Origin of the sequence: Devosia sp. UYZn731 (assembly GCF_040546795.1) — a bacterium.
GTDB lineage: Bacteria > Pseudomonadota > Alphaproteobacteria > Rhizobiales > Devosiaceae > Devosia.
This window is the reverse complement of sequence record NZ_JBEPOL010000001.1, coordinates 112,820-133,239: the sequence shown is the minus strand read 5'-3', so window position 1 is coordinate 133,239 and position 20,420 is coordinate 112,820. Positions and strand designations below refer to the sequence as shown.

Below are 20,420 nucleotides of genomic sequence, written 5' to 3'. Positions count from 1 at the left end.
TCGGTCAAGCCCAGGTTCCTGCCTTCATTCAAACACAATTGACCGAACAGTCAAAATTGGAACATTGCCGCAACATCTGCATAGTTACTGCACATCGTTTCATCATTTGGCCTGCGCCAGGCCATGCCAGGCCGTGAACACCGCAACGACCAAGAACAGCAGACCGGCGCCGCGGCCAATCCAGATGGTTATCTGTGGGCTTGCCACCAGAAAGTCGCGGCTCCTGCCGGCGGCAAGCGCCAAGCCGCCATAGATCGTCAACTGCATCAGCACCGTGATGACGCCAATGACCAGCCCTTGCGACCAGACCGGCCCGTATTCCGGCCGGATGAACTGCGGGAATACGCTGAAGGTGAAGAGGTAGGCCTTGGGATTGAGCAGGCAAGTCACCAGGCCCTGCCGAAACGCCACCCATTGCGAGCGTGTATTGGCGCGGCCGACCGCGTCGACGGTGATCGATGTGCGCATGAGCGTGATGCCGATCCAGGCCATATAGGCGGCGCCGACCAGCACCAGTGCCGACAACAGGCCCGGCGCCGATCGCGCCAGCACGCCAACGGCGGTCGCCCCGAAAATGGTATGCGCCACGCCGCCGGCCATGATCCCGCCCGTCGCGGCCAAGCCCGCGCGGCGACCGCCGGTCAGCGCATTGGCCAGCACGAACAACATGTCCATGCCCGGCACCACAATGATGCCGAACACCAGGACAAGATAAATCCACAACGCATCCGAATAGGCCATGCATCCCCAAGCCCTGCAAGCGCCGAGCGGTCGGCGGAATCCTGCAGTAGGGGACGCTGCTGACAGGCTGTGTCAGCAGGGCGGGGATTCCTGGGCATTGCGCTGCGAGAGAGTTTCGGAACCGCCGTCAGTGCCGGGGTTGTCAAGGCAACCCAGCGACCGTGTGGCGTCCCGTGGACCACCGATGGTGACGGTGTGGAGGGAGCCGGTTCCAGCTGGACGTCATCCATCTTGACGATCCCCAAAATATGGAACATAACAAGAACAACGAGCGAGCAAGACACCTGTTCACAACTGCGCTAAGGCGCGGGCGGCCGATGGCGCGGCGGAGTAGAGTGGCGGCCGCTATGTAAGTGAGCGTCCCGCGCGGCAGCAGGCCCGGGGACTGAATCGAAAGGAATGAGTTATGGCAGGCAGTGTGAATAAGGTGATCCTGGTCGGCAATCTCGGTGCCGATCCCGAAGTTCGGAACCTGCCGAGCGGCGGCAAGGTGGTAAACCTGTCGATCGCCACCTCGGAAAACTGGAAAGACAAGAACACCGGCGAGCGCCGCGAAAAGACCGAATGGCACCGCGTGGTGATCTTCTCGGAAGGCTTGGCGCGCGTCGCCGAGAGCTATCTGAAGAAGGGCAGCAAGGTCTATCTCGAAGGCCAGTTGCAGACCCGCAAATGGCAGGACCAGAGCGGCGCCGACAAGTATTCGACCGAAATCGTGCTGCAGGGCTTCAACTCCAACATGACCCTGCTTGACGGTCGTGGCGAAGGTGAAAGCACCGGCGGCGGCGATAGCGGCGGCTTCCGGGGCACGCGCCCGTCTGAAGGCGGCTACAATAATGGTGGCGGCAATTCCGGTGGCGGCGCGCGTCGTCCGGCCTCCAATGCTCCGGCCTTCGAGTCGGGTGGCATGGACGACGATATCCCGTTCTAGGTCGGGCCGACTGACGTTGGATTTTTAGCTACAGGCCCTTGTGATTGGGCTTTTGACATAGAGTGACGCTCCATCCTTATCGCTGTTTGCGAGGCAGGGGTGGGGCGTTCTTTTTTGCCTGCTCGGAAGCTGGTCGCGGTTTGACACGCGGACTGGGCTGGTTTGACCGAGCGTCCGGTTTTTGGGCGCGGGCAGTGCGAAGGGCTATGGGGACCCTGCCGGCACCGTTATCCTCCGGGCAGAGCAGCTAGTTTGCCAAGGAGGAGCGGCCATGACGTTCAAATCGATCAATCCGGCCACCGGCGCGGTGCGCGCGGAGTTTTCCGCCCACGCCCCGGCCGAAGTGGAGCGCCTGCTGGAGCAGGCCTGGACGGGCTGGCGCGCCTGGGCGGCGACCACGATGGAGGAGCGTTCGGCCTTTCTGGTGAGGCTGGCCGAACTGCTCGAAGCGCGTGCCGACGACTATGCCGCGCTGATCACCGGGGAAATGGGCAAGCCGGTCGGCGAGGCTCGGGGCGAGGTCATCAAGGCGGCGACAGGCGCGCGGCATTTTGCCGAGGCGGGGCCGCGTTATCTTGCCGAGGAGCCCATCGCGGGCACGCCCAGCAGCATTATCTACGAGCCCATGGGGCCCATATTCGGCGTCATGCCGTGGAATTTGCCGTTCTGGCAGGTGCTGCGGTTTTTTATTCCGGCGGCGATCGCCGGAAATGTGGTGCTGGTCAAGCATGCCGACCTGGTGCAGGGCTCGGCGCAGGCGATCGAGGATCTGGTGCGCGATGCCGGCGGCCCGGCCGGTCTCTACACCAACTTGCGCGTACGGCGCGAAGCCGTGTCGGGCATTATCGCCGATCCGCGCGTTCGCGCCGTGACCGTTACAGGCAGCACGGCGGCCGGTCGCGCGGTGGCCGAGGCCGCGGGTGCGCATGGCAAGAAGGCCGTGCTCGAGCTGGGCGGCTCCGATCCCTACATCGTCTTTGAGGATGCCGATTTCGACAAGGCGGTCAGCCTTGGCATCGTGTCGCGCTTTTCCAACAACGCGCAGAGCTGCATCGCCGCCAAGCGCTTCCTGATCGCCGCGCCGATCTTTGAGGCCTATTGTGCTGCCTTCGCCAGGGCCGCATCGGCGCTGGTGATCGGCGATCCGATGGACCCGACGACCAAGCTGGGACCGCTGGCCAAGGCCGATCTGGTCGAAACCACCACGCGGCAGATCGCCGATGCGCTGGCGGCGGGCGGACGGATCATTGCGGGCGGCAAGGCCATGGCGGGGTCGGGCAATTTCTTCGAGCCCACGGTGATCGTCGGCGTCGATCCGGCAGCGCCGATCGCCAGCGAGGAGTTCTTCGGGCCGGTGGCGCTGATGTTCCCGTTTACGGGCGAGGCCGATGCGATCACGCAAGCCAATGCCACCGATTTCGGTCTCGGTGGCGCGGTGTGGACGCGCGACCCGGAGCGCGCTCGCCGCGTGGTCCGGCAGATGGAGGCAGGGGCCATCTTCGTCAACGACTTCGTGCGCTCGGACCCGCGGGCGCCCTTCGGCGGCGTCAAGGGTTCGGGGTTCGGACGTGAGCTGGGCCCGCTCGGCGCGCGCGAGCTGACCAATGCCAAGCTGGTCTGGACAGGCGCCTAATTGCAGCCAGACGGACAAAAGCCAGAGGCGCGGAACCGGTGTTCCGCGCCTCTGGCTTTGTAGCTCTCGGCTTTAGGCGAGTGGCTGGCCCTGGGCGTCGAAGCAGTGGAATGACTGGCCTTGTGGGCCGAAGCGCAGCACTTCGCCGGGGGTGCGCGACGACTTGCCGTTCTGGCGCAGGACCAGCGGCTCGGTCGCGCCGATGTCGATATAGATGAAACTGTCGGAGCCCAGGTTCTCCGAATAGATCACCGTGCCGCTCCACGGGCCGCTGTCGCTGATATCGAGATGTTCGGCCCGCACGCCAACGGTGTGGGCGCCGAACGGGGCGGCCTGCTCGCCGGTGATGAAGTTCATCTTCGGCGAGCCGATGAAGCCGGCGACGAACAGCGATTTGGGGCTGTCATAGAGCTCCATCGGCGTGCCGACCTGTTCGATGCGGCCGGCATTGAGCACGACGATGCGGTCGGCGAGGGTCATGGCCTCGACCTGGTCGTGGGTGACGTAGACCATCGTGGTTTGCGGCAGGCTAGCCTTGAGGCGGGCGATTTCGAGGCGCGTGGCGACGCGCAGGGCCGCGTCGAGATTGGACAGCGGCTCGTCGAAGAGGAACACTTTGGGATCGCGCACGATGGCGCGACCGATCGCCACGCGCTGGCGCTGGCCGCCGGACAGCGTGCGCGGATGCCGGTCGAGATAGGGCGTCAGTTGCAGCTTCTCGGCCGCGGCGTTGACCTTGGCGCGGATGTCTTCCTTGGGCAGATGCTGCAGCTTGAGGGAATAGGCCATGTTGTCGAACACGGTCATGTGCGGGTAGAGCGCATAGGACTGGAACACCATGGCGATGCCGCGCTTGGAGGGCGCAATGTCGTTGACCTCCTGGCCATCGATGGCCAGCGTGCCCGAGGAAATGGTCTCAAGGCCCGAAATGCAGCGCAACAGGGTGGACTTGCCGCAGCCCGAGGGGCCGACGAAGACCACGAACTCGCCGCTATCGATCGCAAGGTTGATGTCCTTGAGAATTTCGACATTGCCGTAGCTTTTGAACAGGTTGGTGACCGTGAGGCTGGACATCTGGTTCTCCTATTGAGCGGCGGCCCGGTGGGCCAGCAGCACCGCGCCTTCGACCGGCGCGGCGGTCAGCACATGGACGGCGTAATTGTGGTTCAGGTCCGCGATGGCGGCGCGGAACGCGTCGAGCAGCCGGGGTTGGTTGACGATGACGCTGCCGGCGACGACCACGTCGGAGCCTACGGCGCCGCGGGCGCGCAATTGCCCGACGTTGAAGGCGAGCATTTTTGCCCCTTCGACGATCACCGATTGGGCCAGCGGCGAGCCAGCATCGGCAGCGGTGAAGATGGCGGGGGCGTGGGGCGCCCAATTGTCCATGGTCGGCTCGTCATTGACGACGCGCGTGAGCCGCTCGGCGTCGGCGACGCCGAAATGAGCAATGAGGTGGCCAAGCAGGCCGTCGTCCGGCAGGCCGCTGTCATTGGCGCGCAGGGCGGCGCGGACGGCTTCGCGGACCAGGGCGGAGGCGCCGCCTTCGTCCCCGATCACCCAGCCCCAGCCGCCGGCCGAAAGAAAATTGCCAGCCGCATCGGCGCCGACAGCAATGGCGCCTGTCCCGGAAATGACGCCAATGCCGTCCGTGAAGCCGGCCGCGGCGGCGATCAGGGAGGCGTCATTGACGGCGGTCGTCTTGTAGCCGCGTGCGGCAAGGCCGGTTTCGAGGGCGAGGCCCACTTCGCGCCGGTTGATGCCCTGGGCGCCGAAGGCGAGCGAGACGATACGCCCGCCGTCAGGTGTGTACCTACCGACGCGCTCGGCGATGAAGTCGATGGCGGGGCCGGGCGGCTCGGCGTCCCAATCGAGGCTGGGTTCGGTGACATCGAGGACGCGTTTGCGGTCCAGCGTTTCGATGACCAGCTGGGTTTTGGTGCCGCCGATATCGAGGGCTGCGATCAGGTCGGTCATGCTGTTGCTACCTTGGGCGTCGCCACCTTGGTATCGGTGTGGAAGAAAACGAAGGCATCGGGATCGAGTCCGCGCTGCAGCGCTGTCTCGACCGCCAGCGATTGCATCACGAGGGATTCCAGAATCGTGCGCTGCGGCGCCGAAAGATCGGGAATGCGAATGACCGACAAATGCGGCTCCTCGGGGGTGTCGAGCGTGGTCACCAGGATGACGTCGTGTCCGGCGCGGGCCAGCGTATGGGCGACGCCCACCTCGCGTTCGCCACCGCACAGGACATGGCCGGTCTTGCCCGCAGATTCCATGGCACCGTGGAGATACTGGCGGGTCGAGAACCCGGTCGCCGAGATCCGGGCCACTTCGCGCAGTAGCAACGAGCCGACTTCGGCCGAGCCCACCGAGGGAGCGGCGGCGGCGTAATCCACGCTGTGCGTGTCGCGGAGGAGGGCGGCGAGAGCACCGACGCGCCGCGCCATCACGGCTTCAAGCGCCCGGAAGGCGGCGGGCAGGGCGGTCCAGCTCTCGTCGATCGTGCCGCCATCCCAGGCCTCGGCGATCATCGCCAATGCGGCAATGGTCGCGGTGTAGCCGATGGTCGAGGCGTAGCTGTCGGGCAGGTTGCCGAGGCCGATGGTGGTGGCAGCAATCGCGGAAATCGGCGAGGGCACGACGTTGAGCACGGCCATGCGCAGGGCAGGCGCGGCGGCGTTCAGCACGGCCAGCGTCTCGGTGCTTTTACCGCTCTGCGATACGCCGACGATGGGGTGCGGCGAGACGGGAAAGGGTATCGGATATTCGCCCGCGTTGAGGCGCCAGGCATGAATGCCCCGCGAGCGTAGGACCCACACGGCGGCGGCCGACGCGGCAAAGCTGGCGCCAATGCCCAGAAAGATGGGGCCGGGACCGGCGAACGCGCCGCGCGCCTGCCCGGCACGGACTTCTGCGGCAATGGCCGGTAATGCGCTCTCCAGCAGGTCGGCCTGCGTGGCCCGTGCCGCGGCGAGCTTGATATATCCCTCGACCAATTCAGCGTCTCCTTGCAGCACATTGGGTACCCGGTGCAGGCGGGCGATTGGTGTTCAGCCGCGTCCGCCGGGCTTGCGCGACCGCGAGAACGAGGTGCGCAGGCGATAGCGATCGCCGACATACTGGACGACAGAGGACAGCACCGGCTTGCCGGCGCCATCCATGATGGACTGACGCATGACGAGGATCGGCTTACCCACTTCGATATCGAGGTGCGCGGCAAGCGCCGCGTCGGCGGCGCGGGCCTCGATGGTGGTTTCGCCGCGCGCCAGATCGATGCCGTGGTTCAGCAATTGCTCGAAAAGCGAGGCAAAGCGGAAGTCGACATCGGTGAAGTCCGGCTTGAGGCTTGAGGCGAAATAGGACGTGTCCACCGCCACTGGCACGCCATCTAGGCGCCTTATGCGGTCGAGATGGAAGACCTGGGCGCCGGGCGCGATACCCAGTTCCTCGGCTTCGTCGAGTGTTGCGGGCGCGTCCTCGGCGCGGATCACGTCGGACGAGGGCACGAGGCCCAATCGCGCCGCAGTCTCGCTGAACGATTCCAGCGTATTGGGAAATTCCTTGGGTGCGTCGGCCGACACATACCAGCCGCGACCATGACTGGCCGTGAGCACGCCCTCCTCGACCAGGGTCTGGAGGGCGCGACGCAGCGTCACCCGGCTGATCGAAAGCTGGGCGAGAAGATCGCGCTCCGCAGGAATGCGGCCATTATCGGCCAGCTTGCCTGCCTCGATCTGATGGCGGATCAGATCGGCGGCCTGCCGCCATAATGGTTCGGGAGAATCTGCGTCGAGCATTGCCGGTTTGCTCATGAGGCTAGGCTACCTTTTCCCATTGGCCCGTCTTCATCGAGCGATAGCACGCATCGATGATGCGGTTGACGATGACGCCATCCTCGAATGTCTCGGACGGGACTTTCCCCGCGACGTAATGATCGACAAAATGGCGCATCTGCTGGGAAAAGCCGTAGGCACGGGTTTCCTCGGGCACCGGATAAACCCAGCCGGTCTCGGCGTCGGCCTTTTCGACCGTGTAGCCCACCGGATTTTCGATGAAGCCCCATACCGGCCCGACCGAGCTATCGGTCACCAGGCGCCCGGCGGAGCCGACGAGTTCGTGGCGCAACTGCATGCCGCCACGCTCGATCCAGGATGATTCGATGGTGGCCATTTCGCCGCCTGCGAATTTGAGCAGGGCGACGGCGGTATCCTCTCCGGTGGTCTTGTCGCCATGCACCATGGTGGAGCCCCAGGCCATGACCTCGGTGACCTTGTTGTCCTTGCCGAAGAAGTGGCGGGCCGATTCGACGGTGTGGCAGCCCATGTCGAGCAGGGCGCCGCCACCGGCGGTCTCGGCATTCCAGAAGTGGGGGGCGTGGGGGCCGGAGTGACCTTCTCGAGCGCGCATAGTCAGCAGTTTGCCGATGCCGCCGGCCTGCACCATTTCATAGGCCTTGGCGACGTTGGGGGAGAATACCGAGCTTTCCGCATAGCCATGCCAGACCCCTGCGGCGTTGACGACGTCGAGGATTTTCTGGGCCTCGGCCTCGGTGCGGGCCAGAGGCTTGGTGCAGATGATGGCCTTGCCGTGGCGCGCGGCGATTTCGCAGGCTTCCAGGTGAATTTCGTTGGGCAGGGCGACGATGACGATCTCGATGCGCGGATCGGCGCAGAGCTCTTCCATGCTGGCGCAGGCCGTGATCTTCCACTTATCAGCGAAGGCGGCGGAACGCTTGGAACTGCGCGAATAACACGCCACCAGCTCGGCGTTGCGGACATCCAGAAGGGCGTCGGCATATGATTCTGCAATGAACCCGGAACCCAGTAAGCCAACACCGATCATTTCGCTCTCCCTTGGCGATAAGTTGAATACCTCATAATGCCACTTGGGCAAAAAGGCCATATGTGAAGACAATTTTATTACCACTTGTCGCATGTGGTCTTATGAGGTATCGGTCTGTCGTCAAGTTGTTAAGGTTTGTCGCTGAGGGGCACAGACCACGCCGAGCACTAGGGAGATTTGGATGCGTTGGAAGCCTGCACGAACCACACTCGCAACACTGGCTTTGGGGGTTTCAATCGCCTCGATCGCCAGCGCCGCCCTGGCGGAACCGGTCACGCTGACCCTGGGCAGCTGGCGCACCGAAGACCTTGCCATCTGGCAGGATCAGGTGTTGCCCGCCTTCGAAGCGGCTCACCCCGACATCAAGGTCGAGTTCGCGCCGGTCAATACCAATGAATATAATGCGGCGATCCAGTCGCAGATCGAGGGCGGCACGGGTCCCGACCTCATCACCTGCCGCCCGTTCGACGTGAACAACGAGTGGATCGGCCGCGGCTATTTCGCCACGCTCGATGGCCTAGCTGGGCTCGCCAATTTCACCGACACGGCCAAGGCCGCCTGGACGGTCAAGGGCGCGACCTATTGCGTGCCTGTGGCGGCCGTGCTCGCCGGGTTCTACTACAATATCGATATCTTCAACGAACTGGGGCTGACCCCGCCGACCACGGCGGCCGAGTTCACCGCTGTGCTGCAGAAAATCCAGGACAGCGGCAAGTATACCCCGCTCGCCGAGGGCTCTGCCGAAAGCTGGCAGCTGGCCTATAACGGGCTCTACAGCATCGGGCCGGCATATTGGAAGGGCGAGGAGGGCCGGCTTGGCCTGATCGACGGCACCAAGAAGCTGACCGATCCCGATTTCGTCGCGGCCTTTGCCGCATTCCAGGCGTGGAAGCCGTTCCTCCCATCGGGGCAGGAGGCGCTCTCCTATTCCGACATGACCCAGCTGTTCACGCTAGGCCGGGCCGCCATCCTTCCCGATGGTTCGTGGAACATCAATCAGGTGACCTCGACCGGTCTCAATGTCGGTGTCTTCGGGCCTCCGGCAGTTGAAGCAAACGGTCAGCGCTATCTCCAGGAAATGCCCGACATGGCCATCGGCATCAATGCCGCCAGCACCAAGCAGGACGCCGCCAAGGTGTTCCTCGACTGGGTTGCGGGTTCCGAATTCCAGCAGCTTTACGTCAATAGTGCGCCCGGCTTCTTCGCCATGAGCAACCAGGCGGTGACCTATGACAACCCGCTGGCCCAGCATTTCGCCGATCTCAAGACCGGCGCGCTGCTGACCCCGCGCCTGGCACTCGATCGCCTGAGCGCCGGCACCCCGCCGCTGGACGACGAAATCTGGCGTCAGTTGCAGGTGATGATGACCTCGGACACCACGCCCGAGACCGTCACCGGGGAACTCCAGACCGGCCTTGCCTCCTGGTATGGCCCGCAACAGGCGAAGTGATCCTCGCCCTATCGCATGCCGGGCCATATGGTTCGGCATGCGCTCTTGATCGCCAGGCGCCTCAGTTGAGAAGGTACGCATCGTGACACGCCCCGCAACGGCTCGCTGGAGTCTGTTCCTTTTCGTGCTGCCGGCCCTGGCCGTCTATCTGCTGTTCGCGGTGGTGCCGCTGTTCAGCTCCATCGTCATGAGTTTCTTCGACACGAACGGGGAAGCGGGCAATCTGTTCGTCGGTTTCGCCAACTATGTCTATCTGTTCACCCAGCCGGTGGTCAGCGCCCGGTTCTGGAATGCGCTGGCCAATTCGGCCAAGTATTTCGCCGTTCATGTCATCGTCGAGGTGCCGATCGGCCTGCTGCTGGCGGCGCTGCTGACCTCGGGTGTTTTGCGGCGCAGCGAGGGCGTTTACCGCACGCTGTTGTTCATTCCGGCGACGCTGTCGGTGGTCATTGTTGGCTTCATCTGGCGGCTGATCATCAATCCGCTCTGGGGGCTGGTGGGCTTCCCGCTGCTGGGCAATCCGAGCACGGCGCTGACCACCATTTCGCTGATGAGCGTGTGGCAATATGTCGGCATTCCGATGGTGTTTCTGTATAGCGCGCTGCTCGCGGTGCCCAACGATCTGGTCGAGGCCTCGCGGCTCGATGGCGCCAGTCCGTGGCGCATTTTCTGGGACATCAAGTTCCCGCTGATCGTGCCGCAGTTCGGGCTAATCGTCATCCTGACCTTCATCTGGACCTTCAACGGCTTCGATCTGGTCTTCGCGCTCAACGGTTCGGCGCCGGGGCCGAATTATTCGACCGATATCCTGGGCACGTTCTTTTATCGCAGCTTCTTCGGCTCGAGCGGGCAGGTGGCGGATCTCGACATCGGCGCCACGGTGGCCACCGTTATTTTCACCATCATGCTGGCGGTGACCGGCGGTTACTTCGCTCTGGTGCAACGCCGCCTTCGCGCACATATGGTTTAGGAGGGCGAACATGACCACGCTCGATATCGCCCGCCCCCAAGCCATCGGCACACCACGCGACTCACGCCGCTGGACGCTGGAACGCCTGGTCGTTCATGCCGCGCTGATCGCCTTCGTCGTGCTGGCGCTTGGCCCGATCTTCGTGGTCATCCTCAATTCGTTCAAGACGACGCCGGCCATCTTTGGCGGCCCGTTCGCGCTGCCGACGCCCGAGACCTTCAATCTGCAGGGCTATGCCCGCGTGCTGTCGCGGGGCAATTTCTTCGGCAATTATGCCAATAGCCTGATCGTCACGCTGTCGTCCGTGGCGCTGACCGTGGTGTTCTCGACGCTCGCGGCCTATGCGCTGGTCGAATATCGCATCCGGATCGTGCCGTTTCTCGCGGCGTTCTTCATCGTCGGCGTCATGCTGCCGATCCGGCTGGGGACCATTCCGATCATCAAGACCATGGTGGCGCTGGGCATCATGGATACGCTGCTGTCGTTGATCCTGGTCTATACGGCCATGAGCATTCCGCTGGCCGTCACCCTGATGATGACCTATTTCCGCACCGTGCCGAGCGAGCTCAAGGAAGCGGCCCGCATGGATGGTGCCAATGAGTGGCAGACCTTCCTCATCGCGCTGCCGCTGGTGCGGCCGGGCCTGGCGGCGGTTGCCACCGTCTCCATGCTGCCGATCTGGAACGACCTGTGGTTCCCGCTGATCCTGGCGCCGGGCCGGGCCAACCAGACGGTCACGCTGGGCGTGCAGCAATTCGTCGGCCAGTTCCTCAACGACTATCCGGCGCTGCTCGCGGCGCTGACGCTGGGCGCCGTGCCGCTGGTGCTGCTGTTCACCGTGTTTTCGCGCCAGTTCATCCGCGGATTGAGCCAAGGCTACGGCAAGTAGGGATGGCGGCGTGGGCGCTGTGCCGCCCATGCCTTTGGCCTATCAGTGGCCCTGCTTGATGAGGTCGGCGATGCGCTCGGCCATCATGATAGTGGGAACATTGGTATTGGCCCTCGGGATCGAGGGCATCAGCGACGCGTCGCATATCCGCAGCCCCTCGACGCCATAGACCTTGCCCGCGGCATTCGTCACTGCACCGACATCGTCGGCGCGGCCCATGCGGCAGGTGCCCGAGGCATGCCAGACGCCACCCACCGAGGCGCGGAGGAAATCGTCGAGCGCTGACTGGTCGCTCAACAGCTTTTCGAGTTCCAGGCCCAGGGTGACGACATTGTGGATTAGCCAGGGGCGCGCCGGGCCGGCTGCGTCCAGCATGGCGGCAAATGCACCGCGTTGCATTGTATTGACGAGGCCCGGTCCCCCCACGGCCGCCACGCGCGCCGAATAGCTGGTGGGAAACACCGGACCGGTGGCGCCAGTTTGCGATAGTCCAAGCAGGCCCGCCGCACCGACGCGGAAGCCATAACGCAGGCGGGGCAGGTCGCGCGGGTCCGACAGCAGGGCAAAATCGACCAGCGGTTCGGCGCGCGGATCGGCGCTGGTCAGGCTGAGCTTGCCGCGCGAATAGGGCTTGTTGAGCCAGATGAACAGGGTGCCGATGCGCTGGCCGATCGAGTGCCAGCCCGACCGCGCGATCATGGCCGCATGCATGTCGCCCGCCGGCGCATTCGGCAGGTCCGACGTGAAGCGCAGGATGGCGTGGTCATGATGCTCGTCGAGATCGGCCAGCCGCATGGCCGGGGGCAGGTACGTGCTGACGGCGGTCGAGGCGTGTTCCATCAGGTTACCGCCAACGCCGGGGCGGTCGGCGACGATCGCGATGCCCTGCGCCTGCAGTTGCGTGCCCGGCCCTATGCCGCTGCGCATCAGCAAGGTCGGCGTATGGAGCGCGCCAGCGGACACGGTCACCTGTTGCGCCGTGATTGTCCGGCTGGCGCCGCCCGCGGTCGGGGCGATCTGTGCGCCGGTCACACGATTGCCCTCCAGCAGAAGGCGCTCGGCCAAGTGTCCGCTGATGATGGTGAGGTTCCGTCGCGCGCGCACTTCGGGTGTGAGGTAGACGATTGAGGTCGGCGCGCGCTCGCCCTTGTCGGTGACGGCGATGGCGCCGACATAGACGCCGTCTTGCCACTCGCCATTCTGGTCGTCGCGGCGGGGAAAGCCCTGCGTTTCGAAAACGTCCGATAGGGCCTTCACATAGGGCGACATTTTCGCATCCGAAATGCGCCGAACCGGCAGCGGGCCGTCCTTGCCATGATAGGGGCCGTTGAAATCCGCATCGTGCTCAAGCTTGCGGAAGTAGGGTAGGACCTCCTCGAACGACCAGCCCGGCGCGCCAGCACCGACCCATTCGTCATAATCCGAAGGGGCGCCGCGATTGGCCACCATGGCATTGACCGCCGAGCCGCCACCTAACAGGCGCCCTTGCTCATAATGGCGGGCGTGTCGTTCATTCTTGCCGGCAGCTGGGCCGAAATAGGCCTTGAGATCGGGCCAGATATTGTTGGCGTCGATATAGGCACGACCGGGATAACGGCTGCGCACATGCGGCGCCATAGAGGCGCGTGTCAGGTCCGCGCCGGCTTCGACCAGGATAACGGTGACTTCGGGGTCTTCCGTCAGCCGCGCTGCCAGCACGCAGCCCGCCGATCCGCCGCCGATAATGAGATGCTGTGCCGTCTCGACCATAGTTTGGTCCCCTCCGTTGTTACGGGGAGACTAGCCCGGTTTCTGCAGGCGCGATTTGACGGAGCGTCCGACTTTTTGCAGGTAGCCGCGCTTATTGGTGCGCGGAACTGGCCTGCCGCAGCGTGCTGGGCGGAAAGCCGACCCGCTCCTTGAAGAAGCGCGTGAAGCTCGATTGCGCCGAAAAGCCCAGGGTCTCCGAAATGTCGTCGAGCGGCTGATCTGACTGTTCCAGCAGCCCAATGGCGCGTTCGATCAAAAGGCCATCCACATACATATTGGGCGCGATGCCGATGGAATTCTTGAACTGCTCGAAGAAGCGCGAGCGGGACAGGCCGACGCTGCGGGCCAGTGCCTGGAAGTCCGATCCCACCCTGGCATGATCCTTGAGCATCATGAGGGCGCGGCGGATGCGGAAGTCCATCGCCCCCCTGCCGGCTTGGCGGGTGGGCGCGAGTCTTGCCGCTTCAATCATGATCGAGGCGACGAGCGGCTCGACCCAGGCGCTATCGAGCGACTCACCATTGCCGACGAGGCGCGCCAGCATATCGACGCGCTGCCGGATGGCCGGCGACATCGGGCACTGGCTCCCTGCGAAAGTGGGCCACATGAAGCGCTCGTTGCACCAGTCGCGGTTGATGTAGAGGGCCAGTATCTGGGTCGGCGCGATGCATTGCTCCGCAATGTCGAAATGGCGCTGCCACGGATTGACCAAGATCCAGTTGTCGCGGGTCAGATGGATGCGCTCGCTCTCAATCTGCATGCCGCGCGGGGCACCCGAGAGGGCGAAGAGCATGTGAATATCGGGGTGGGCATGGTTGGTGATGGGGCGCGTGATGTCGAGGACCGTCACTCGGCCGAAATTGCCCCGATAGGCTCCAAGAATGCCCGTCATGCCTCCCTCCATGCCTTGGTCCCGTCCCGTTGGGACGACACTTTCAACTGTCACAGTTCAACAGAAGGGCGGCCCCGCGTCAACGAAAGCGGGGCTGTTGACTGGCAGAGAGCGATACCGAGCGCAATTGCGGGCGATGGCCGGAAAGCGCCGCGAAACCGGGGGTTTCTGCCTCTCTCAATAACCGATGCCACATGGTGAGGCCTCTAAGCGCGAGAAAGGCGATTGACCCAGCGTCCGGAAATTGCGGCCGTCTGCAGCCGTTTGGCTAGTCGCTCATCGGATGACGGATGACTGTGGCACCAGCGATGACCTCGCCCCGGCCGTCTGACGACCACGGCGGCGCGCATTTGGTGACCATTGATGGAGAAGATGATGACGCATGTTCACACGGCTGCCCCGCAGGCGAAGGGCCAGGCCGCACTGCCGCCGCCCGCCTATCTGCGGGCGCTGGCGCCACTCGGCCCCGACGAGATAAAGGCCGTTGTCGATGTGATCAAGGCCGATCCTGAACTGGGGCCCGGCGCCCTGTTCGGCAATATCGACCTGCGCGAGCCCAGCCCCCAGGCCTGGCGCGACTATCTCGGCGGTAAGCCGCTGCTGCGCGAAGCGCGCATCAATATCTCGCACAAGGATCGGCCGGGCGTGTGGCAGGCCTACGTGGCGACCGACAAGCCCGCCATCACCTTTCGGCGAAATTTCCCCACGGCTCATTCTGCCTTCCAGGTCGAGCAACTGCTGGACGTCGAGCGCGTGGTCAAGGCCGACCCGGCCTTCATCGAAGCCTGCCGCAAGCGAGGTATTGTCGACATGACCGGCGTCTGCGTCGATAGCTGGTCTGGCGGCAATTTCGGCCATCCCGAAGAGGAGGGCCACATGATCTCTTATGTGCATTGCTGGCTACGGCTCTACGCCAACGAGAATTTCTATGCCCATCCGATCGATGGCCTGAACGTGTCGATCGACGTCAAGACCGGCGAAATCCTGCGTATCGACGATCACGGCGGCCCGCCGATCCCGATGATAGACGTGCCCTACGATCCAGAATTCATGCCCCCGCCGCGCGCGCCGATGAAGCCGCTCGACGTGGTGCAGCCTGAAGGCACCAGCTTCACCATGGATGGCCACGCCATCGCCTGGGACAAGTGGACGCTGGGCATCGGCTTCTCGCCACGCGACGGCATCATCCTGCACGATATCCGCTATGACGGCCGCCCTGTGGTGCGCCGCGCCGCGTTGGTCGAACTGGTGGTGCCCTATGGCTCGCCGGAGCGCGGTCACTATCGCAAGAACATCTTCGATATCGGCGAATATGGATTCGGCAAATTCAACCACTCGCTCAAGCTCGGCTGCGATTGCCTGGGCGCTATCCACTACCTGGACTCCCACTATTGCGGGCTCGATGGCAGCACCATCACCATCGAGAAGGGCATCTGCATCCACGAGGAAGACACCGGCATTCTGTGGAAGCACTGGGACTTCCGCGTCGACCGCACCGAGCTGCGCCGTGGCCGGCGGCTGGTGATCTCCTGCGTCAATACCGTGGGTAATTACGAATATGCCCAATACTGGTATCTCGACCAGGCCGGCGAAATCGAATGCGAAGTCAAGGCGACCGGCATTGTCGATACCATGGCCTGCGATCCGGGCGAGCCGGGCAAGTTCGCGAGCGAAGTGTCGCCCGGCCTGTCGGCGCCGATCCACCAGCATATCTTCTGTGCCCGCCTAGACATGGACCTGGACGGTGGCGGCAACAGCGTCGTTGAGGTCAACAGCAAGGCCGAGCCGATGGGGCCGACCAATAAATACGGCAACGGTTTTTATGCCGAGGAGACGGTGCTCAAAACGGAGCTGGGGGCCGCGCGCCGCGCCAATGCGGCCAGCCAGCGCACCTGGCGGGTGATCAATCCCAACAAGTTCAACAAGCTGGGCCGTCCGGTCGGCTATCGGCTGCATACGCCCGATTGCGTCACGCCGTTCCTCAATGAGGATGGTCCGTCCGGGCAGCGCTCCAACTTCGTGCGCAATCACATCTGGGTCACCCCCTATAACGAGGACGAGCGCTACCCGGCGGGTGAATATGTCTGCAATTCCGACGGGAGCCAGGGCCTGGCCGAAATCGTCAAGCAGGATCGGCCGGTGGAGAATACCGACATCGTGGTTTGGCACTGCTTCGGCCTGCATCACGTGGTGCGTCCCGAAGATTTCCCGGTGCAGCCATGTATGTCCTCGGGCTTCTCGCTGATGCCCTCGGGGTTCTTCAACCTCAACCCGTCCAACGACCTGCCGCGCGAGGTCAACAAGGCCAGCGTGCTGGCCGATGGCGGCGCGCCGACCTGCCACTGCTGATCGTTCGGCCGGGGTCGCAAGGCCCCGGTCGCGTTTCCATGGCGGTCCAGATGACAAACGATGTCTATCGCTATCCCAAGGCATGGTTGGTGGCGCTGGTGGCGGCACTGCTTGGCGCGCTGGCTTGGTGGTCGCTGGCCAACCCGGGCAGCGGCGGCCTGCTGGAGCTGTGCGGCGCCAATGGCGTATTCGCTTTTGCGCATCCATGGGATGCGGAGCGGCTGGTTGGGCTTGTGGCGATGTGGAGCGTCATGATGACCGCGATGCTGGTGCCGTGCAGGGTCACGGCGATGGTTGCCGCGGGCTGGCGCTGGCGCGCGAGCTATGGGTTCCTGACGGCGTCGCTGGCCTATGGTCTTGGTCACCTGTGCCTGCTCGGACCGGTCGTCGCCGGTGCGGCCGTGGTGGAGTGGGTGATGGAGTCGCTGGGGCTGCTGGTGGCTGGGCAGCCGCCGGATTTTGAGTGGCAAATGGCGCTGATTGCTGTCGGTGTTGGTCTGCTGCTGGCGGGCAGGCGCGTTCCTGCATCGACGGCATGGAGCGGCCCTTTGGGGCAGGGCGTTTTGCGCGCAAGAGATCAACTGCCGGTTACGTCCGCTATGGTCTGCCTGCAATTGGCGGGAGGATCGATGAACCTGGCATGGATGATCGCATTGACGTTGGGGATGGTCGGTCTCGAACGCCTGATGCTGGGGCGGGGCACAGCAGCAGCCAGCACCGCGGCCGCGTGATTTCAAACAATTCGGGCGGCCAGTGGCCGCCCGTTTGTATTTCCAGGAGCTATTTGCTGAACGGCACCTGAGCGCGCATGCTTTCGCCGGTGGCGACATAGACCACCTCAAAGGACACGTTGATCGCGTCGGACGACAGCGTGATATTGGCGGAAATGTTGATTTCCTTGCCTTCTTCGTCCTCGTCGCGCTCGCGCAGGTTGAACGCCAGGCCATTGCCACGCTTCTGGCCGACGGCGATGCCCGTGAAGGTGGCATTGGAGGTCATGGCGGCCTCGAAGCGCTTGCTGGCCTCGACATAGGCCAGCGTTCCGTTGATCGCGAGGTTCGTGCCCGCCAGGGTGCAGCGGCCCGAATAGTTGACCTTGTCGCTATTGCCCTCCTTGAGGGACAGGCGGCACACCACGGTTTCCGTATCGGCTCCGGTCAGGGTGCCACGGCCGCGCCATTCTCCGATATAGGATTTGAGCAGCGCCACATCTGCCGGCGCCGCGAAGGCCGGAGTCGCGGCCGCGCCCATGCAAACAAGCAGACCGGCGAGCGCGATGCACCGCGACAGGGGTCCGAAAATGGTCATTTGACGACGCCTCCAAGTGAGAATGTGTGCCCCCCGGCTGTATCTGCGCCGGACTTGATAACAAACGCGCAATGATTGCACCATCGCGCCGCTTAAATTGACTGGATGCCGTCAAAATGCACGCTGACCGCGGCTTTGACGCAGGCGACGATCACGCCTGTTTGGGATGGGCCACATCGGTCTTGGTGTCGCCGGTCGGATCGTCCGGCGTCGATTCGTGATCGGCGGTCCGCACCCGCAGCCGGCCCAGCGGATGGAAGAATTTGCCACCTGCCGCCAGCAGCGACGGCAGGATGAACAGGTCGCCCAACACCGCCAGGCCCAGCGTCATCACGAACAGCGTGCCGAACAGCGCGACCTGGGGCAGGGCGGAGAAGGCCACGATCACCGTGCCCGAGCACAGGATGATGGTGGTCGCCACGATGGCGCCGCCGATGCGGTCCAGCGTGTGCTTGACCGCCTCCATATGGCTGTGCCCTTCCTCGCGCCGCGAATGCAGATAGTGCGACAGGAAATGCACCGTGTCGTCGACCGCGATGCCGAAGGCGATGGTCAGCGCGATCACCGTCGTCAGTTGCAGGCCCTGGCCACTGAAATAGAGCCACGCCTCCGTGCCCAGCACTGGGAACAGGTTGGGGATGGCCGAGGCCAGCGCCACCCGGAATGACTGGAAGGCGAAGCCAATAAGGGCGAGGTTGACCAGCACCGACATGGTCAGGTCGAGCTGCAGGCCACGCACGATCTGGTCGGTGGCGAAGGTCGTCATGATGCGGAAGCCGCCAATCTCGGCGCCCTCGACGCCGGATTGCTGCAGCTTGGTGTCGATGCGCTCCACCAGCGCCTTTAGATCTTCGGAGTCGATGATCGTCGGCATGAAGCCGGTGACGAGGGCTTCCGAACCATCGGGGGTGACGAAGCGCGATCTGAGCTTGCCGACGGCGTTCAGCACCTCCTCGCGGGTGAAGCCGGTATCGGTGTAATTCGACATGGCGGCGGCGGAGATGACCTTGTTCTTGCCCAGCTCGCTTTCGAGGATTTCGTGCACCTTCTTGATGGTCTCGAAATCCTGCGGGCCCACGTTGGGATCGTTCTCCTTCAGCGGCACGCGGATATAGAGCGGCGCCACGCCGCCGACGCCGGAGTCGATTTCCTCCGCTGCCGAGACGGCGGTGGAATCCTTGGCGACGAAATCCTCGAACGAGAAATGCGGCTTGATCAACGCATAGGGGATCAGCAGCAGCACCGTGCCCACAATGGCGACGATCGACATCAGGCGGCCATAGCGGCGGGCAATGAACCAGGCCAGGGGGAGGGGTGCCGTCAGCACCAGGCTGGAACGCTTGGGAGCCTTGAAGCCGCGGCGAATGGCGAACTTCAGCAGCAGCGGCATGAAGGTCATCAGGCAGACGAACAGCAGGAAGCAGCCCAGTGAGCCGGCGATGGAGAATTCCAGAATGCCCTTGCCCGAGGTGAAGGACAGCGACGCGAACGACACCAGCGTGGTCAGCATGGTCAGCGAGGTGGCAGGGCCCACCAGCTTGACCGTAGCGTCGACGGCCTGGTTGGGCTCCATGCCGTCATCGCGCCAATAAGCCAGCCAGTTGAAGACGAAGAACATCGACTCGGCGAACGAAATCACCAGCACCAAAGTGGTGACGATAATGGTGAGGAACGAGAACGAGCCGAAGAACAGCAGCACCATGCCCATGGTCCACATCACCGCGAGGAATGGCGTTGCCGCGACGATCAGCGCGCCGACGAGGGAGCGTAGTGCCAGCAGCGCAATCAGCGCGCCAAGCCCAAAGCCCCACACGGTGAACTTGACCTGGTCGTCGACGGCGGCATTGAGCATTTCGGAGGTCCACACCGGCGGACCGGTGAGTTCCACTGTCAGGTCTGCCGACTGATAGGGCGCGATGGTGTCGCGCAGTGACGCGATCATCGCCTTGGTGCTGCGCTGCTCGGGCGGCAGCAGGCTATCCTGGTCGCAGGTGGTCTGCGGATGCAGGCTCAACTGGCAGGGGTTGGGGAACATGATGAGCACCACGCCGGTCAGGTCCGGGGTGATGAGATTGCGCATCATCGGGTCGTTCTGCTGCAGGTCGGTCAGCGCCAAAGCCACCTGCGAAAAATCGGTCATCCCCTCGGGCACGGAGGGCACCGTCCCGCCGCTGCCATTGGGCTTGCGCAGCGTGAACGGCGACATGGTGCCGACGGCGTAGTCGTTCAGCTCGAGGTCGAACGCCAGGTTGCGGACCTGTTCGAGGACGACCGGGTCGGTCAGCTTGGGCGAATTGACCAGCACATAGATGTCGTTTTCAAACGTGCCAAAAGTATCGGCGAGGCGTTTGTAGGCATCGTAGTGCTCGCCCGAATCCGCATAGACGCGCAGCAGGTCGCCATCGACACTGGCCTTGGGCAGCTGGGAAAAACACAGGATCGAGAACAGCAGCACCGCGATCGCCACGGCGCGCGGATAGCGCAATGTCGTCAGTCCGATATATTCGAGACCAAACCCGATGGAGCGATCATAGGTGAAGTGCGCCCACAGGCGCTTGAAGCCAAACCCAGCCAACCGACCCGACTCCGCAGTAACCGCGACAAAGTGGCGCGATTCCTACGGTGTCACTGGGGTTTCGTCTAGCGGGCGGCGGCGATGGACAACA

17 protein-coding genes are annotated in these 20,420 nt (G+C 63.8%); 7 read left to right on the top strand and 10 right to left on the bottom strand.

Translation table 11 applies throughout. The features are described from left to right. Positions 1-102: 102 nt before the first annotated feature. On the bottom strand, positions 103-741 hold the full coding sequence (locus tag ABIB57_RS00600; RefSeq protein WP_354037925.1) for a LysE family translocator: 639 nt from the start codon (positions 739-741) through the stop codon (positions 103-105). A 406-nt stretch (positions 742-1,147) separates the two neighbouring features. On the opposite strand from ABIB57_RS00600, the gene ssb reads away from it, so the two are divergent. Together ssb and ABIB57_RS00590 are read left to right on the top strand one after the other, a co-directional pair. Further along, positions 1,148-1,669: a single-stranded DNA-binding protein gene (ssb, locus tag ABIB57_RS00595; RefSeq protein WP_354037924.1), complete on the top strand. Its 522-nt coding sequence runs from the start codon at positions 1,148-1,150 to the stop codon at positions 1,667-1,669. 271 nt (positions 1,670-1,940) lie between these two features. Next, positions 1,941-3,302, top strand: a complete 1,362-nt coding sequence (locus ABIB57_RS00590) for an aldehyde dehydrogenase family protein (protein WP_354037923.1) — start codon at positions 1,941-1,943, stop codon at positions 3,300-3,302. 72 nt (positions 3,303-3,374) lie between these two features. Here the strand turns inward: ABIB57_RS00590 and ABIB57_RS00585 are convergent, their stop codons facing one another. The 5 genes from ABIB57_RS00585 to ABIB57_RS00565 are packed head-to-tail and all read right to left on the bottom strand — an operon-like array spanning position 3,375 to position 8,147. Continuing rightward, on the bottom strand, positions 3,375-4,376 hold the full coding sequence (locus tag ABIB57_RS00585; protein ID WP_354037922.1) for an ABC transporter ATP-binding protein: 1,002 nt from the start codon (positions 4,374-4,376) through the stop codon (positions 3,375-3,377). Positions 4,377-4,385: 9 nt separating this feature from the next. Next, positions 4,386-5,279, bottom strand: coding sequence for an N-acetylglucosamine kinase (locus ABIB57_RS00580; RefSeq protein ID WP_354037921.1), 894 nt, complete (start codon positions 5,277-5,279; stop codon positions 4,386-4,388). Next, positions 5,276-6,301, bottom strand: coding sequence for an SIS domain-containing protein (locus tag ABIB57_RS00575; RefSeq protein ID WP_354037920.1), 1,026 nt, complete (start codon positions 6,299-6,301; stop codon positions 5,276-5,278). Before ABIB57_RS00575 ends, ABIB57_RS00580 begins: the two co-directional genes overlap by 4 nt. A gap of 54 nt (positions 6,302-6,355) precedes the next feature. Continuing rightward, positions 6,356-7,117, bottom strand: a complete 762-nt coding sequence (locus ABIB57_RS00570) for a GntR family transcriptional regulator (protein ID WP_354037919.1) — start codon at positions 7,115-7,117, stop codon at positions 6,356-6,358. Between the two features lie 4 nt (positions 7,118-7,121). Continuing rightward, positions 7,122-8,147 (bottom strand): Gfo/Idh/MocA family protein, encoded by a 1,026-nt coding sequence (locus ABIB57_RS00565; RefSeq protein WP_354037918.1) that lies wholly within the window; start codon positions 8,145-8,147, stop codon positions 7,122-7,124. Positions 8,148-8,328: 181 nt separating this feature from the next. Between ABIB57_RS00565 and ABIB57_RS00560 the strand changes: the two genes are divergently transcribed. From ABIB57_RS00560 to ABIB57_RS00550, 3 genes are all read left to right on the top strand, one after another. After that, positions 8,329-9,597, top strand: a complete 1,269-nt coding sequence (locus ABIB57_RS00560) for an ABC transporter substrate-binding protein (RefSeq protein ID WP_354037917.1) — start codon at positions 8,329-8,331, stop codon at positions 9,595-9,597. An 82-nt stretch (positions 9,598-9,679) separates the two neighbouring features. Then, complete coding sequence (locus ABIB57_RS00555) at positions 9,680-10,567, top strand: carbohydrate ABC transporter permease (RefSeq protein ID WP_354037916.1); 888 nt, start codon at positions 9,680-9,682, stop codon at positions 10,565-10,567. A gap of 10 nt (positions 10,568-10,577) precedes the next feature. After that, positions 10,578-11,456: a carbohydrate ABC transporter permease gene (locus ABIB57_RS00550; protein WP_354037915.1), complete on the top strand. Its 879-nt coding sequence runs from the start codon at positions 10,578-10,580 to the stop codon at positions 11,454-11,456. A gap of 42 nt (positions 11,457-11,498) precedes the next feature. On the opposite strand, the gene ABIB57_RS00545 is transcribed toward ABIB57_RS00550, so the two are convergent. Together ABIB57_RS00545 and ABIB57_RS00540 are read right to left on the bottom strand one after the other, a co-directional pair. After that, positions 11,499-13,205 carry a GMC family oxidoreductase gene (locus ABIB57_RS00545; protein WP_354037914.1) on the bottom strand — a complete coding sequence of 569 codons (1,707 nt, stop codon included), beginning with the start codon at positions 13,203-13,205 and terminating at the stop codon, positions 11,499-11,501. A gap of 91 nt (positions 13,206-13,296) precedes the next feature. Beyond that, the gene (locus ABIB57_RS00540) at positions 13,297-14,097 is read right to left on the bottom strand and encodes a helix-turn-helix domain-containing protein (RefSeq protein WP_354037913.1); all 801 of its coding nucleotides are present in this window, start codon (positions 14,095-14,097) and stop codon (positions 13,297-13,299) included. Positions 14,098-14,472: 375 nt separating this feature from the next. Between ABIB57_RS00540 and ABIB57_RS00535 the strand changes: the two genes are divergently transcribed. Then, positions 14,473-16,446 carry a primary-amine oxidase gene (locus ABIB57_RS00535; RefSeq protein ID WP_354037912.1) on the top strand — a complete coding sequence of 658 codons (1,974 nt, stop codon included), beginning with the start codon at positions 14,473-14,475 and terminating at the stop codon, positions 16,444-16,446. Positions 16,447-16,496: 50 nt separating this feature from the next. Beyond that, positions 16,497-17,177, top strand: coding sequence for a hypothetical protein (locus ABIB57_RS00530; protein ID WP_354037911.1), 681 nt, complete (start codon positions 16,497-16,499; stop codon positions 17,175-17,177). A gap of 49 nt (positions 17,178-17,226) precedes the next feature. Here the strand turns inward: ABIB57_RS00530 and ABIB57_RS00525 are convergent, their stop codons facing one another. Together ABIB57_RS00525 and ABIB57_RS00520 are read right to left on the bottom strand one after the other, a co-directional pair. Further along, positions 17,227-17,754 carry a hypothetical protein gene (locus ABIB57_RS00525; protein ID WP_354037910.1) on the bottom strand — a complete coding sequence of 176 codons (528 nt, stop codon included), beginning with the start codon at positions 17,752-17,754 and terminating at the stop codon, positions 17,227-17,229. A 151-nt stretch (positions 17,755-17,905) separates the two neighbouring features. After that, on the bottom strand, positions 17,906-20,329 hold the full coding sequence (locus ABIB57_RS00520; protein ID WP_354037909.1) for an efflux RND transporter permease subunit: 2,424 nt from the start codon (positions 20,327-20,329) through the stop codon (positions 17,906-17,908). Positions 20,330-20,420 lie beyond the last annotated feature (91 nt).